This window comes from Flammeovirga sp. MY04, assembly GCF_001682195.2.
Taxonomy (GTDB): Bacteria; Bacteroidota; Bacteroidia; order Cytophagales; family Flammeovirgaceae; genus Flammeovirga; species Flammeovirga yaeyamensis.
The window spans coordinates 4,680,248-4,695,290 of the sequence record NZ_CP003560.2; the positions used below are offsets into that span (position 1 = coordinate 4,680,248).

Sequence of the window (15,043 nt, forward strand, 5' to 3'; positions counted from 1 at the left end):
TTTAACCTCATATTGATTAAAAACCGATGTAACTACGTTTATTATGAATAAATGGATATGCACCGCTCTCAGTACACTATTCATCGTCGCTTCTGCACAAGCGCAAGAGTTTGATGATATGTACTTCACTAAAGCGGATAGAGAGGTATTAAGTGCAAAGCCTGCAGCTGTTCCAGTTGATATGGGGATGCATAGTTTTCCAGCTACACCGGAAAGACAAAACCCACAAAGTAGATTTTCTAATCCAGACGGTGCAGGTTCTGGATATGGATATAATTATTATGTAACAGAAGAAGGAGTAATTCCTTCATCAATACCCACAGAAGGAAATGCTTACATGGAAGCTACTCAAGGAATGAGTATCGCCGAACAAGCAGGAAAAACATCTAAAAAAGGTGGGTTTTTCTCAAATCCTTCTATAAATATAGGCATGAGTGCAGGTACATTTGGTACTGGTACGAGTGTTGGTATAGGATTCGGAAATAATTCAGCTTTCCAACTTGGTTTAGGAATTGGCATGGGCATGGGTATGGGAATGTACCCAGGTTATGGCATGGGTTATCCAGGTATGGGCTGGGGTATGGGTTACTCTGGTTATGGAATGGGCTATCCTGGCATGGGCTGGGGTTATCCAGGCATGGGTTGGGGTATGGGATACCCTGGCTACGGTATGGGTTACCCAGGTATGGGCTGGTACGATCCAATGATGGCTGGCCGCTACCCTGGCATGGGTTGGGGTTATCCAGGTATGGGTTGGGGTTATAGACCAATCCGTGTTACTCAGTCTCCTGAACAAAGAGCATATGCTAACAGTGTTAGAAATAGAGGTTTAGCACAATCGAATAAAGGTTTAAAGTATCCATCAAGATACAGAACACCTTCGACGGCTTCTTCTGGTGCTAGATCAGCAGGAACGCCAAGTAAATCACAAAGATACAATAACACAAGAAGTTCAAATCCGTTTAATAACAATTCTTACGGAAGACCTTCTTATAATTCTGGAGGATCATCTTTCAGAGCTTCACCTTCTTCTGGTGCAGGAAGAAGTTCTGGTTCTGCGGGTAGATCAGTCAGAAGAAGATAATTTCACTTACATATGAGCAAAAGGATGTTTCTACCCGAAGCATCCTTTTTTTAAATTCAATAACTAAAAACAACTATCTCCTATCATTTTTTCTAAATAATTATCACAAATACTTATGATAAATAATCTAACAGGGAGAAAATTATTCATCTTAACGATATTTTTTTTAGTGTCGATGGGTACTAATGGACAAACTTATCTTGCCACTGGGTTTTATAAAGATGTGGTGAATTTTTCGCAGCAAAATCCAATGGGTACAGCCAGGGTTAGAGGACTTGGAGGTGCTGGAGTATCGCTTGGTGGTGACTTTTCGCATGGTGTATTAAACCCAGCAGGTTTGGGTTTTATAAGAAAATCAGAATATCATTTTTCAGCTGGTATGGGCTTTACAGGTTCTTCAGCTAGTGGGGTGGGTACATCAGGTACCGGTAATGCGTCAAAATTTTTCTTACCAGAATTTGGTATCGTTTGGGATCACGCAAGTGTTTCTGATAACGGTAAAGGTGCAGGTTGGAGAGGAGGAGCCTTTTCAATATCATTTAACCGATTGGCTGATTATAACCAACATATTTCTTACACAGAAGATGGTACGAATCGTACATCAATGTTGAACTATTTGGAAGAAGCAGCATTTGGAGTAGAAAAGTTTAGACTTGACGAAGCTAAAAGCTTTTATAATCAAGGTTATCCTTTTATTGCTTTAGATGAAATGGCTTATTATCTAGATCTAATCAAACCAATTTATGGTGATGATGACGAAAGCTATAATTATTACTATATCTTGGATAGAGATAAAAATGGTTTTACAAACACGCCTGTATCATCAAGAACTCAAGTAGAAGAAACTCGAGGTGGTCAATACGAAACCAGTTTTGCCTATGGTGCAAATTATGACGATAAGTTCTATATAGGAGCAAAGGTAGGTATTCAGTATACCAACTATCACAAAACATCTTCTTATGTAGAGTTAAGAGATAGTCAGTTAACATATCTTGGTTTGAATGAGGACTTCAGAACCAATGGTTGGGGTATTAATCTCCAAACCGGTGTGATATGGCGACCAATTGATGCATTACGTATAGGAGCGACAATTACATCTCCTACATGGCATACAATGGAAGACACTTACACAGCAACTATGACGAGAGATTATAATAATTACATTTGGAATGATGCCAAATATCAAGATGCTCATTTTGCAGGTGATGATCCTTCTTTCGTTTACAACCCAGAAGGAAAACCATTGTATAATCCAAATGCATCTGATGTTGATGCCAAATACAATGGTAGAAGATCAGCTCGACATGAAGAAATAAGAACCACTTATAATATGAATACTCCTTGGAGAGCATCTGGCGGTTTTTCTACTTTCTTTGGGAAAAAAGGTTTCCTAACGGTTGATGTAGAATATGTTGGTTATACTGCAATGAAGATCAATAAAATGAAAACCTATTATGGGCCATATAGTGACGGTTTCCCTGATAATACAGAAGGTGATAATGAAATCCTAAATGAGGAGTATAGAAACACAGTCAATATTAGGTTGGGTGGAGAGTTTAGAGTAAATAAAAACTTTAACCTAAGAGCAGGATATGCTTTCTATCAAGATCCACAAAAAGAAGAATACAACCTTGGCGTAGATAAAAGTAAAATGTTGTACTCTGGTGGTTTAGGTTATAGAAATAAAGCATTCTATATAGATATGGCAGTAATATATTCTCAATGGAAAGGTTTACATAGCCCATATCAATTAGATGCCAACTTTGTTGATGAAAACGGCAATACAGTTTTGATTTATCCTATCACAGATATTACCAATTCTCGTACAGAGGTGATTTTTAGTATAGGAAAACGCTTTTAATTACTATGTATAAAATTATCAATGATCCTATTTATGGTTTTGTATCCATTGGGTCAGATCTCATCTTAGAGCTCGTCAATCATCCCATTTTTTTACGATTGACTAGAATAAAGCAAATGGGTTGTTCGAGTGTGGTATATCCTGGAGCACAGCATACTCGTTTTAGTCATGCTTTGGGCGCCATGCATTTGATGAAATCTGCCATAGAATCATTGGCAAGAAAAGGGACATCAATTTCTGCGGAGGAAAAAGAAGCAGCAATGATTGCTATCTTACTTCATGATGTTGGGCATGGTCCTTTTTCACATGCATTGGAAAAAATCTTACTAAATGTTCATCACGAAGAGCTTTCTCTTTATTTAATGCATCAATTAAATAAGGAGATGGATGGTCAGTTAGATATGGCTATTCAAATGTTCACGGGTGAGTATCCTCGACATTTTTTTCATCAGATGGTATCTAGTCAGTTGGATATGGACCGACTAGATTATTTACAAAGAGATTGTTTCTTTTCTGGTGTGATCGAGGGAAGTGTGGGTGCAAATAGAATCATCAAAATGCTTGATGTTCATGATGATGAGATTGTTATTTTGGAAAAAGGAATTTACAGCATCGATCGTTTCTTAAATGCTAGAAGAATGATGTATTGGCAAGTTTATTTACATCGTACAGGCCTAGCTGCAGAGTTGATGCTTCAGAATATTATTAAAAGAGCAAAATATTTAATAGAACAAGGTAAGGAATTGATGTGTGATCCTGACTTGGGCTTTTTTTTAAAAAACTCTATTTCTAAAAAGAATTTTGAAAGTGATCCTAAAATTTTAGAACACTATTTACAATTAGATGATTACAATATTTGGAATGTTATCAAATCTTGGCAAAAATGTGGAGATAGGGTTTTAGAAGTTTTGGTAAAAGGGATCTTACAAAGGAAATTATTTGATTGTGAACTTTCACATGAAGAATTTGATCAAAATAAGATTGATACAGTAAAAAAATCACTGTTGGATAAAAATTTTTCTGAAGAAGAAATTGGCTATTTATGTTTACATGGAAAGGTAAGTAACGCTGCTTATACTTCTGATAAACAGAATATTAAGGTGAAAATGAAAAGTGGTGATATATTAGATATTTCAAATGCATCTGACTTATCAAACATAGAGGCATTAACTAAAATTGTCACAAAATATTATCTATGCCAACCCAAAGTTGTATCTTAGCATGATTTTTTGTTCGTTGGTCGAATAAAGATCAAAAATTTAATATATTCTGATAAAGAAATAAGAGGCAATACCGCATTATGAAATTAGAAATTACTGTACAGCAGATTGCAATGCTACTTCAGGGTGAAGTAGTTGGAGGGGATGCAAATGCAAAAGTTTCTACAATTGCTAAAATTCAAGAAGGTGATGAAGGAGCCATCTCGTTTTTAGCCAATATGAAATACGAAGAATTTATTTATTCAACTAAAGTGAGTGCGGTTATTGTAAGTAAATCTTTTGTTCCAAAACAGGAAGTGCCATGTGCAATGATTGTAGTGGAAGATGCTTATGCAGGATTTACTGATTTATTAACAGAGTACCAAAGAATGTTGAGTTTAGCAAAGGTAGGTATTGAACAACCTGCTTTTATAGACGAATCTGTTGAAATGGATAAAGCGACAGCTTATGTTGGGGCTTTTACTTATATATCTAAAGGTGTGAAAATTGGTAAAAATGCTAAGATTCACCCACAAGTATTTATTGGAGAAGGTGTAGAGATTGGCGATAACTGCGTCTTATATGCAGGGGTAAAAGTTTGCCATGGTTCTAAATTGGGTAACAACTGTACCCTACAAGCCGGAGCAGTAATTGGTTCTGATGGCTTTGGTTTCGCACCTCAAAAAGATGGTACTTATAAAACTATTCCTCAAATTGGTAATGTTATTTTAGAAGATAATGTTGATGTTGGAGCGAATACAGTGGTAGATAGAGCCACAATGGGATCTACAGTTTTGAAAAAGGGAGTGAAACTAGATAACCTTATTCAAATTGCTCACAATGTAGTAATTGGTTCAAATACTGTGATTGCTTCACAAACAGGTGTTTCTGGATCAAGTGAGATTGGAGAAAACTGTATGGTAGGTGGTCAAGTAGGTGTATCTGGCCATATTAAAGTTGCAGATCGTACAATGATTGCAGCACAATCAGGATTAGCTCAAGGTGTGGAGCAAGCGGGAACAAGAATTATGGGTTCTCCTGCAATACCATCTATAGAGCACTTAAAATCTTTTGCAGTGTATAGGAAGCTACCTGAGTTGCAAAGAATTGTAAGAGATCTTGAAAAAAAAGTATTAAGTTTGTAGTCTGGTAACTTTTACCGACTTAATTAGAATAGAATAAACCAAGTAGTTCAGCAATTTTAAGTTGCTAAACCTATTGAATGATGTATACAAAACAGCATACAATTAAAGAGCCAGTGACCGTAGAAGGCGTTGGTATTCATACAGGAGCCATTAGTAAAATGGTATTTTTACCTGCGGAAGAAAATCACGGTTACAAATTTCAAAGAGTTGACATCGAAGGTCAGCCAACAGTGGATTGTGATGTAGACAATGTAGTAGATGTTTCTCGCGGAACTACAATTGAACAAGATGGAGCAAGAGTAAATACTGTTGAGCACGTTTTAGCAGCTCTAGTTGGATTACAAATTGATAATGTTTTGATCCAAATTGATGGTCCAGAACCACCAATTATGGAAGGAAGTTCTATTAAATTTGTAGAAGCTTTAATGGAAGTAGGCTTAGAAGAGCAACAAAGCTTGCGTAACTTCTTTGAAGTTCCAGAAGGAGTATTCTATAAGGAAGATGATAGAAAAGTAGAAATTGCTGCATTGCCATTAAACGATTACCGTTTAACTGTAATGGTAGATTATAACTCTCCAGTACTTGGGTCTCAGCATGCTGCTTTAAATAATATAGAAGATTTTGCTGCAGAAATTGCATCATCAAGAACTTTCTGCTTCTTACATGAAGTAGAGGCCTTAAGAAAAGCCAACCTTATTAAAGGTGGTAACTTTAATAATGCCATTGTTGTTGTTGATCAAGTAGTAAATCAAGAAACTTTAGACGATTTAGCTGAGTTGTTTGAATTACCATCAGTAGAAGTTGCTGAAGAAGGTATTTTGAATAACGTAGAGTTACGTCACCCTAATGAACCTGCACGTCATAAATTGTTAGACATGGTAGGTGATTTAGCATTAGTAGGTAGACCAATTAAAGGTCAAATTTTAGCGGCTCGTCCAGGTCACGCTGCCAACGTAGCTTTCGCTAGAAAATTAAAGAGTTTGATGTTGAAATCAGCTCGTAAAAATGTACCTACTTACGATCCTCTTCAAGCTCCAATATATGATATTAATCAAATTGAGGAGTTACTACCACACAGGTATCCATTTAGATTAGTTGATAAGATTACAGAGATTACTGATAAGTATGTTATTGGTGTGAAAAATGTAACGATCAACGAGGAATTCTTTATGGGTCACTTCCCAAGCAACCCAGTAATGCCGGGTGTACTTCAAATTGAAGCAATGGGACAAACAGGTGGTATTCTAGTATTGAACTCTGTGGATAACCCTGCAAATTACTGGACTTACTTTGTTGGTGTAGAAGAGTGTAAGTTTAGAAGAATGGTAGTTCCAGGAGATACATTGGTTATCAAATGTGAATTATTGATGCCTATTCGTAGAGGTATCGCAAAGATGAAAGGTCAAGCTTATGTAGGTGATAAACTGGTTACAGAAGCAATTATGACAGCATCTTTAGTAAAAAAAGATAATAACGCTTAAAAATATTAAAGGATGAGTAGATTGATTTACAATCTTCCCATCCTTCCTTCAATTTATTTGATGGAGTCACTGATCTAGATATAAACGATGTCGAAAAATCCTTACGCTGAGAAATATCCGATGACCAATATCCATCCTGATGCAAAAATTGCAGAAGGGGTGATCGTAGAACCTTTTGCCACTATCCAAGGAGATGTAGAAATTGGTGAAGGAACATGGATTGGTCCTAATGCGGTAATTATGGACGGTGCACGTATCGGAAAAAATGTAAAAGTTTTTCCAGGTGCATGTATTTCTGGTATTCCTCAGGACTTGAAATTTAAAGGAGAACAAACACTTACCTATATTGGCGATAACACGGTTTTAAGAGAATGTGTGACTGTGAGTAGAGGTACTACAGATAAAATGAAAACAGTTGTAGGTAGCAACTGTATGTTGATGGCTTACGTACATATTGCTCATGATGTCATCATGGGAGATAACTGTATTTTATCTAACTCTACACAGATTGCAGGTCATGTTGAGATTGCTGATCATGTAATCATTGCTGGAACTGCAGCTGTTCATCAATTTGTGAAAATAGGAGCCCATGCATTTATTGCTGGTGGTTCTTTAGTAAGAAAAGATGTTCCTCCATTTGTAAAAGCAGCAAGAGAGCCGCTAAGCTATTGTGGTATTAATTCAGTAGGTCTTAGAAGAAGAGGGTATGAGAGTGAATCTTTACAAGAAATTCATGAAATGTACCGTTTAATCTATACAAGAGGATTTACTATTGCAGAAGCAACTAGAACAATGGAAGAAGAGTTTGTTTCTTCAGAAGAAAGAGATTCAATTCTAGAGTTCCTTAAAAACTCTGAGAGAGGCATCATCAAAGGATACTAACATTTATATGTTTATATTGAAACCATCTTTTCTATTAAAGGAAAGATGGTTTTATTTTTTATAAGATGAAAATAGAATTATCAAGTTTAGGAAAACGATTTGCAAGAGAATGGATATTTAGAGATATCAATTATTCTTTTGTCCAAGATAAAATTTACGCTATCACGGGAGGAAATGGTAGTGGTAAGTCTACTTTTCTAAGGATTTTGGCAGGGATTAATGATCCATCAAAAGGTCAAATCAATTATTATGACCAAAAAGGGAAAAAGATAGCGGTAGAAGATATTTGGAAAGTATTATCAATTGCTGGTCCTTACACAGAATTAATTGAAGAATTTACTTTAGAAGAGCATCTTGATTTTCATTTTTCCTTAAAGAAAGGAACAAAAACGAAAAAAGAAATTATTGATATTCTGGGATTTGAAAAGTCGAAAAATAAGCAAGTACAGGACTTTTCATCGGGGATGAAACAGAAGTTAAAACTAGCACTAGCCTTCTTTACAGAGGGTGAAATTTTACTTTTAGATGAGCCTACGTCCAATTTAGACGCCAATAATATCAAATGGTATCAAAATTGGTTAGAGAAAGTAAAACAGAATAAACTATTGATTATCTGCAGTAATCAAAAGTATGAATATGAGATATGTAATGAAATAATTTCTATAGAAAGTTATAAATTCTGATATGATTTAGTATATTTGCTATCAGTCGGTCTCCTTATTTCAATTGTCTCTATTACATTCTAAAACTTAAAAAAAAATTGTAATGAAAAACATTTGGAAAAACGCACTATTGGTAATTTCACTAATTGGTTTAATGGTATCAGTATCTAGCTGTGGTAGCGATGATAATCCTGATCCAGCTCCAACTTCAACTACTTATACTCAAGCTAGTATTACGTATCCTGAAGGTGAAACTGCTCCGTCAGTATCTATTACAATGGTGTTACATTCTGACAAAGTAACTTTATCTGGTATTGGAGATGCTACTTTAATGCCAGCATTAACAGATGGTGATCACACTTATGAAACTTTCAATGCTCTTTGGACTGAAGGTAGTGTAAGTAACTCGACTTCTGCTGCAACAATTACTTTAGTCAAAACAGATGATAGTTCGTCTGCAAGACCAAAAGGTACAGAAAGAAACTATACTTACGTCTTCAACAAGAAATAATAAGTTTTGACTGTAAGGAACGACCTTATTGAAATAAGACCCTATTACTTTAAGTGATGGGGTTTTTTTTATGCCTTTTTTTTGAGGATATATACATTAACTTTGCAGCTCATTAAAATCACATATAAACTACATTTATGAAATTCTTTAAAATCGACCTGGGTATTGCCATTTTAATCGCAATGATTTTAGGGGCAGCGTTGGGTTACGTTTTCGGTGAAGACGTATCTGTCATCGCACCAATAGGTCAGATCTTTATAAAACTACTATCCATGCTAGTGATTCCATTGGTATTCTTCTCTATTATTATGGGAGCACAAGCACTGGGACAATCTAAAAATGCAGGTAAAATCGGTACTTTAACATTTGTCTATTTTGGGGTTACCTCATTTATAGCAGTGTTCTTTGGTATATTATTTCCAATGATATTTGAGCCAGGAGCAGGATTGGATATCTCTAATCTAGCACAAGGAATTACAGATGCCTCTTTAAAAGACAGAGGAGATGTTGCTGGCTTTTGGGATACATTACTTGGAGCCATTCCAGCCAACCCTTTCTTTTCCCTTAGTAAAGGTGAGGTTTTACCTATTATTGTTTTTGCTTTATTCTTTGGTGTAGGAGTTGGTAAGCTACCTAATGAAAAAAGAGATTTAGTAACTAAATTTATAGAAGGAGTGAACGATGTTCTTACTTGGATGATCATCAAAGTGATGTGGATTGCTCCTTTTGGTGTATTGGCTTTAATGGCTGATGCAGTAGGAACATTTGGTTTCGATGTCTTGTCAAGTATTGGACAGTTATTTATACTTTATATGCTTGCTTTGCTGATTGTGACTTTCCCTGTTTTCGGATTATTGGTACAATGGTTAAGTAAAGTATCTGCTCTTAAGTTCTTCAAAGAGATGATGACGCCACAAGTATTTGCTGTATCATCTGCCTCTTCTTTGGCTACATTGCCATTAAATTACAAGGCATGTGAAAATATGGGAGTAAAGAAATCTATTTCTTCCTTTGTACTTCCATTAGGTGCAACAGTGAATATGGCAGGAAATGCAGTATTTAACCCTATGGTCGCTATATTTTTTGCACAGTTATACGGTATGGAATTAGGCTTTAGTGAATACATAGCCATTGCTATCGTTTCTGTTTTAGGAGCAGTAGGTACAGCTGGAGTACCAGGCCCAACATTACTTTCTGTTGCGGTTTTAATGGCTGTAAATATTCCTGTTGAAGCTCTTCCTTTAATTTTTGGTGTAGACAGAATATTTGACATGTTCAGAACGGCTGTAAATATCACAGGGGATGCATCTTGTGCTGTAATTATGGAAAATTTAGATTCATCTACAGATGACATTAAAGAAGTAAATACAAAAGCAGCATAAATAAGTAGGATTACAACATAAATTTAGTTTATCAATTGCATATTTAAAGCCTAATAAATTGATGAACATTTATGATAAGGGTGTCGATAAATTATTTCGACACCCTTATTTTATTAAATACTATTTAATAGATGATACTTTTTGATCTATATCCCGAATTCTTTATAAGATAATTCGATTTAGTTTGAAACAATTTACATTAGAACTACTAAATTGAAGGATCAACTAATAATCTACTTGTCAATTATATGTCGAAATCTACTTCCCCAAACAAAGAAGGTGAGAAAAAGCCAATGACGTTATCCACTAAAATCCTCATTGGTTTATTTATTGGAATAGCAACAGGTTTATTTTTTGGAGAATATTGTAAGCATTTAGCAATTGTTGGAGATGCCTTCATCGGGTTGCTTCAAATGACGGTATTACCGTATATTGTTTTCTCTCTTATCGTTAATATTGGTAGGTTATCATTAGATGATGGTAGAAAGCTTATTATACAAGGAATTCGTTTCCTTTCAATTTTATTGGCTATTGGTTTAACGGTAGTAATGATTTTACCTTTAGCCTTTCCAGAATGGAAGTCAGCGAACTTCTTTAGCTCAAGTTTTGTAGCTCCAGCTCCTGAATTGGATTTTTTAGAACTATACATTCCAGCTAATCCTTTTTTCTCTTTATCATCAAGTAAAGTTCCTGCAGTAGTGCTGTTCAGTATTCTTGTGGGTATTGGAGTGATGCAGATCAAAGGAAAAGACAAGGATATGTTATTGCATAGTTTAGATGCTTTCAATAAAGCACTAAACCAAGTAAATAAATTAGTAGTAAAGCTTACTCCGGCTGGTGTTTTTGCCATAGCAGCAAGTACTGCAGGAACCATGACATTGGATGAACTCGGTAAAATGCAAGCCTATTTGCTTACCTATATTGTTGCTGTAGTAATCATGTGTTTTTGGGTGTTACCAATGCTAATTTCTGCTTGTACACCATTTAAGTATAAGGATATTTTCAAGTACACCAAGGCTACATTAATAACCATCTTTGCAACAGGTAAAATCATTGTGGTTTTACCTCAGCTTATCGAAGATATCAAAGAGCTTTTTGAGGAATACGATTTAAATTCTGAAGAGAATAACGCAGGTATAGATATTTTAATGCCATTAGCATATCCATTCCCGAACTTGGGTACCTTATGTATTTTCGTATTCGTTCCATTTGCCTCATGGTTCATAGGTAGTGGCATATCCTTAAAAGATTACCCTATGTTTATGGGAGCAACTCTTTTAAGTAGTTTTGTAGCCCCAGTAACCGGTATTCCTTTTATGTTGGATCTACTCAAGATACCTAAAGATATGTTCCAATTATTTGTGGTATCTACAGTATTTACAGATAGAGTTAGAGTAGTATTAGGTGCAATGCATTTAATTACACTCACTATTTTAACACTATCTTCAACTTATGGATTTTTCAAAGTAAAAAAGAGAAAAATAGTTTTTGGACTTGCCACTACTGTAGGTTTATTTTTTGTGACTTTAATACCACTTCGTATCTTCTTAGGATATTCTTTAAAAGATGCTTATCAGAACGATAAAGTGATCTCCAATATGCAACTTATCCATAAGTTGGTACCTTTTACAGTAATTGAAAAGTCGACACCTAATCCAGATCCGCTTTTAGAAAATGAAAGTGTTTTGGATAGGGTGAAAAGAAGAGGGAAAATTAGAGTTGGTTTTTATGAAGACGAGATCCCATTCAGTTATTTTAATGAAGAAGGAGAGTTAGTTGGTTTCGGTATTGATATGGCTCATGAACTAGGTTCTGCTTTGGAGGTTGAATTAGAATTTGTACCAATTACTGTTGGTCATATGCCTGAGGAACTGAAAAACGATCATTTTGATATTGTCATGTCAGATATATTTATGTCCACACAATACTCTGCAGAGTTATCGTTTTCTAATCCATATCTTGATGTTACCATGGCATTAGTAGTCAAAGATCAAGATGATTACTTCAAACAGTTTGAGACAACTGCTGCATTAGATTCCTTTAGAATAGGTTATTTCGAAAGAAAAGATGTAGCTGATAAGTTTATCAAATACTTCCCTAATGCGACAGGGGTGAGGTTAGATTCCGTCAATCAGTTCTTTTATGATATTGAGGATAGTATTCCTGCTTTAGATGGATTACTGACAAGTGCTGAAAGAGGTGCAGCTTTAACATTACTTCATCCAGAATATCAAATAGCTAATCCTTTACCTTATAAAATAACATTGCCATTAGCTTATCCAATAGGAAATAATGATGAGGCCATGACAAGCTTTGTTTCTAACTGGATTGAGGTAAATAAAAGAGACGGTACTATCGATCGTTTCTATGATTATTGGATCTTAGGCGATGATCAGTTAAGAAGGAAAGAACATTGGAGTGTGATCAAAGACGTACTTCATTGGGTAGATTAATTCATCAAACTAAATATAAAGATTGTGCTTCACTTAAAAGTACAATCTTTTTTTTGACCTATAATGAGTAATATTTTTGAACAAATTCCCGTTTTATAACTAAGAATATTTAGTATATTGAAAATCATTTTTTAACCTATTCAGATAACTTCGTGATATAAACTTAAAGTCTCATGTATCAGAAAAAGCGCTCCATTGTAATAAGTTATGTTCTCTTATTTTTATTTTCTTGTGCTCCTCATCAACAGCCAAATGAACTGAGTAGTTTGGATCATTTTAATGGGGAAGATTTTAACTGGAAAGCGTTAACTGGTCATGATGTTTTCGTTGCATCACGTTCTAGTGAGTCTGAAGAAGTGATGGCTAAAATTTACTCTTCTCCTGCAATGCAAGAATTACAGGAAGCAAGAGATAAAATGCCAGAGAGTTTAGCTTTACTTACGGATAATTTCCTGAATGAACTTTATGAGGATTTTGATAAGATGTCAGAACATCAGCAACAGATGTTGTTAGAAAATTCTCATTGTGGATTTAAGGTGTTAAATAAGCAAACTGATCCTAAACGTTTTGCTTTAATTCATCAAAAAATGAATAAAGCATTTACTTATTTGAGACAAACTAAAGGCATACGATCTGGATATGCTTTTGTTGGTAATATTGCAAAGTCTAATGTTGGAGGTCAAAAAGGATATATTGTAAATATGTCTACAGGTGAATTAGTAGAACTTCCCATTTCAAGTGCATGGCACGGTATAGGTTTTGAAGAAGATTCTGAAAGAACTCCATTGGGCTATTTTATTGTTTATGAAAAATATTCTCAACCTGGATGGCAGTCAAGAACAAAGACAACTTCTCCTAAAAGAATGTTTTGGAAGTTAGAAGGACAAGCTTATACCAATGAGGCACTATATATTTACAGAAAATCAACTAAGACTGAAAAGGCATATATCTGTTCTAATCAATTTGGTTTGATTGGACAAAATTTTGGGGCTGAATTTGTTGACCTCGAAGCTATCAAATACTTGCGTAAAAATCCAGATGAGTTTGCGTTTATAGATAATAGTAACTCAGGTATACGACAACTCTATCTACACGGTACAAATAGAGAAGATCAATTGGGATATGAACTTTCAGGTGGATGTGTTAGAATGTCCAATCTTAATTCTTTTATCATCAAAGAGATTGTAAAGAAACAGCAAACTATGCCTGTATTTTTAGATGCAGCCGCTTTACATCCTCCTAAGAAAGTTAATTTACCAGGGTTTGATACTTCAGATTTGGAATCAGTATATAATGAGCAAAGTATTGTGATTAGAAAACAGAATATGCTCGATTCTATGACACTGAATAATAAGCTCTATACGAAAATACTTCCTCCTTTAGCTAATTCGATTGCTTACAGAATGTCTAAAATAGAAAAGCAATCTGCGGATGTGAAAATTAGTATCAATGTACCATTTCCAGAGTCAGCCATGAAATATTGGTTGCATATGCAAGATACTTCAGATTATAGTCATATTCCATTTCAACAGCACTTTGGCTTTAGAGGTGAATATTACAAGGATATGCTGAAAACAAGTAATACTCATCCATTCTTTAAGAAGTACGATTATGAAGAGATTAAATCTTATTTTACAGGAAGATTAGATGATGCTAAAGGTAGACTTCAGGAAGACTTATCAAGAGCATTTATTAAGTATGATCTGGACACTGCAGAAATGTTTGACATCGTCAATATAGAAGAGCAAACGATAATTGACCCTTACTTTAAAGATGATAATGATTCCATAAGTGGTATAGAGTTTTTATCTATTTCTGATGAAAGACGGAGAGTGATGCACTATATGGGACTTTTGGATACATTGGCGACAGAGTTTCCTGAAAATTTAGAAAATTGGGAACATTTGAATTGGATCAATGCCTACACGTTTTTAAGAGATAATGAGCCAGGCACCCAACCAGCAGGAGAAATTGATTATTACGATGCGATAATGGCACAGGCATATATCTATGCTATGGGAGAAAGAGAACTGTACGAAAGAGAAATTAAGGCAGGGAAACTTCTTCCAATTAAAGGTCAGGAATTCCAAGATTACTTAGTTAGTAAATATGGTCCTGAAGGGGCTTTGAAACTAATGGATGAAATAGGTCTATGGAAGTTGTTTCAGTATTCAAGGAGCTCGGAGAATACGGCGAATATGAAAATCACTACCGTTTCCAGACCAAAAGAAGAAATGATATGGGGAATCCACCGTTTAGCAGAGGCGTATTATTCTAAATACAAATGGATTTCTAATCAATATGTAATTACCTCTTCGGTAAATGGACAAGCAATCTCACTTGCTGATTAGGGAATAAGATGATTGGGAGCCTTTCTAAATAA

General features: G+C 35.1%; 11 protein-coding genes. All 11 read left to right on the forward strand.

Annotated elements, in window-relative coordinates; genetic code table 11:
* The first annotated feature begins 43 nt into the window (after nt 1–43).
* On the forward strand, nt 44–1,084 hold the full coding sequence (locus MY04_RS28110; RefSeq protein WP_066212226.1) for a hypothetical protein: 1,041 nt from the start codon (nt 44–46) through the stop codon (nt 1,082–1,084).
* Nucleotides 1,085–1,199: 115 nt separating this feature from the next.
* Complete coding sequence (locus tag MY04_RS18805) at nt 1,200–2,945, forward strand: OmpP1/FadL family transporter (protein WP_084005963.1); 1,746 nt, start codon at nt 1,200–1,202, stop codon at nt 2,943–2,945.
* Nucleotides 2,946–2,950: 5 nt separating this feature from the next.
* On the forward strand, nt 2,951–4,165 hold the full coding sequence (locus tag MY04_RS18810; RefSeq protein WP_066212231.1) for an HD domain-containing protein: 1,215 nt from the start codon (nt 2,951–2,953) through the stop codon (nt 4,163–4,165).
* 80 nt (nt 4,166–4,245) lie between these two features.
* Nucleotides 4,246–5,289, forward strand: coding sequence for a UDP-3-O-(3-hydroxymyristoyl)glucosamine N-acyltransferase (gene lpxD / locus MY04_RS18815; RefSeq protein WP_066212233.1), 1,044 nt, complete (start codon nt 4,246–4,248; stop codon nt 5,287–5,289).
* Between the two features lie 80 nt (nt 5,290–5,369).
* The gene (locus MY04_RS18820) at nt 5,370–6,770 is read left to right on the forward strand and encodes a bifunctional UDP-3-O-[3-hydroxymyristoyl] N-acetylglucosamine deacetylase/3-hydroxyacyl-ACP dehydratase (protein WP_066212234.1); all 1,401 of its coding nucleotides are present in this window, start codon (nt 5,370–5,372) and stop codon (nt 6,768–6,770) included.
* 87 nt (nt 6,771–6,857) lie between these two features.
* The gene (gene lpxA, locus MY04_RS18825) at nt 6,858–7,652 is read left to right on the forward strand and encodes an acyl-ACP--UDP-N-acetylglucosamine O-acyltransferase (protein ID WP_066212235.1); all 795 of its coding nucleotides are present in this window, start codon (nt 6,858–6,860) and stop codon (nt 7,650–7,652) included.
* Nucleotides 7,653–7,717: 65 nt separating this feature from the next.
* Nucleotides 7,718–8,335: an ABC transporter ATP-binding protein gene (locus MY04_RS18830; protein ID WP_066212236.1), complete on the forward strand. Its 618-nt coding sequence runs from the start codon at nt 7,718–7,720 to the stop codon at nt 8,333–8,335.
* Between the two features lie 82 nt (nt 8,336–8,417).
* Nucleotides 8,418–8,825 (forward strand): hypothetical protein, encoded by a 408-nt coding sequence (locus MY04_RS18835; RefSeq protein WP_066212238.1) that lies wholly within the window; start codon nt 8,418–8,420, stop codon nt 8,823–8,825.
* 137 nt (nt 8,826–8,962) lie between these two features.
* On the forward strand, nt 8,963–10,207 hold the full coding sequence (locus MY04_RS18840) for a dicarboxylate/amino acid:cation symporter (protein WP_066212240.1): 1,245 nt from the start codon (nt 8,963–8,965) through the stop codon (nt 10,205–10,207).
* Between the two features lie 248 nt (nt 10,208–10,455).
* Entirely contained in the window at nt 10,456–12,660 is a 2,205-nt protein-coding gene (locus MY04_RS18845) for a cation:dicarboxylate symporter family transporter (protein ID WP_066212241.1), read from the forward strand.
* Between the two features lie 173 nt (nt 12,661–12,833).
* Entirely contained in the window at nt 12,834–15,011 is a 2,178-nt protein-coding gene (locus MY04_RS18850) for a L,D-transpeptidase (RefSeq protein WP_066212242.1), read from the forward strand.
* The last annotated feature ends 32 nt before the right edge of the window (nt 15,012–15,043 follow it).

Coding starts and splice junctions, on each gene's coding strand:
- MY04_RS18830 (WP_066212236.1), top strand. CDS start 7,718: ATGAAAATAGAATTATCAAGTTTAGGAAAACGATTTGCAAGAGAATGG.
- MY04_RS18805 (WP_084005963.1), top strand. CDS start 1,200: ATGATAAATAATCTAACAGGGAGAAAATTATTCATCTTAACGATATTT.
- MY04_RS18845 (WP_066212241.1), top strand. CDS start 10,456: ATGTCGAAATCTACTTCCCCAAACAAAGAAGGTGAGAAAAAGCCAATG.
- MY04_RS18820 (WP_066212234.1), top strand. CDS start 5,370: ATGTATACAAAACAGCATACAATTAAAGAGCCAGTGACCGTAGAAGGC.
- MY04_RS18840 (WP_066212240.1), top strand. CDS start 8,963: ATGAAATTCTTTAAAATCGACCTGGGTATTGCCATTTTAATCGCAATG.
- MY04_RS18810 (WP_066212231.1), top strand. CDS start 2,951: ATGTATAAAATTATCAATGATCCTATTTATGGTTTTGTATCCATTGGG.
- lpxD (WP_066212233.1), top strand. CDS start 4,246: ATGAAATTAGAAATTACTGTACAGCAGATTGCAATGCTACTTCAGGGT.
- MY04_RS18850 (WP_066212242.1), top strand. CDS start 12,834: ATGTATCAGAAAAAGCGCTCCATTGTAATAAGTTATGTTCTCTTATTT.
- MY04_RS18835 (WP_066212238.1), top strand. CDS start 8,418: ATGAAAAACATTTGGAAAAACGCACTATTGGTAATTTCACTAATTGGT.
- lpxA (WP_066212235.1), top strand. CDS start 6,858: ATGTCGAAAAATCCTTACGCTGAGAAATATCCGATGACCAATATCCAT.
- MY04_RS28110 (WP_066212226.1), top strand. CDS start 44: ATGAATAAATGGATATGCACCGCTCTCAGTACACTATTCATCGTCGCT.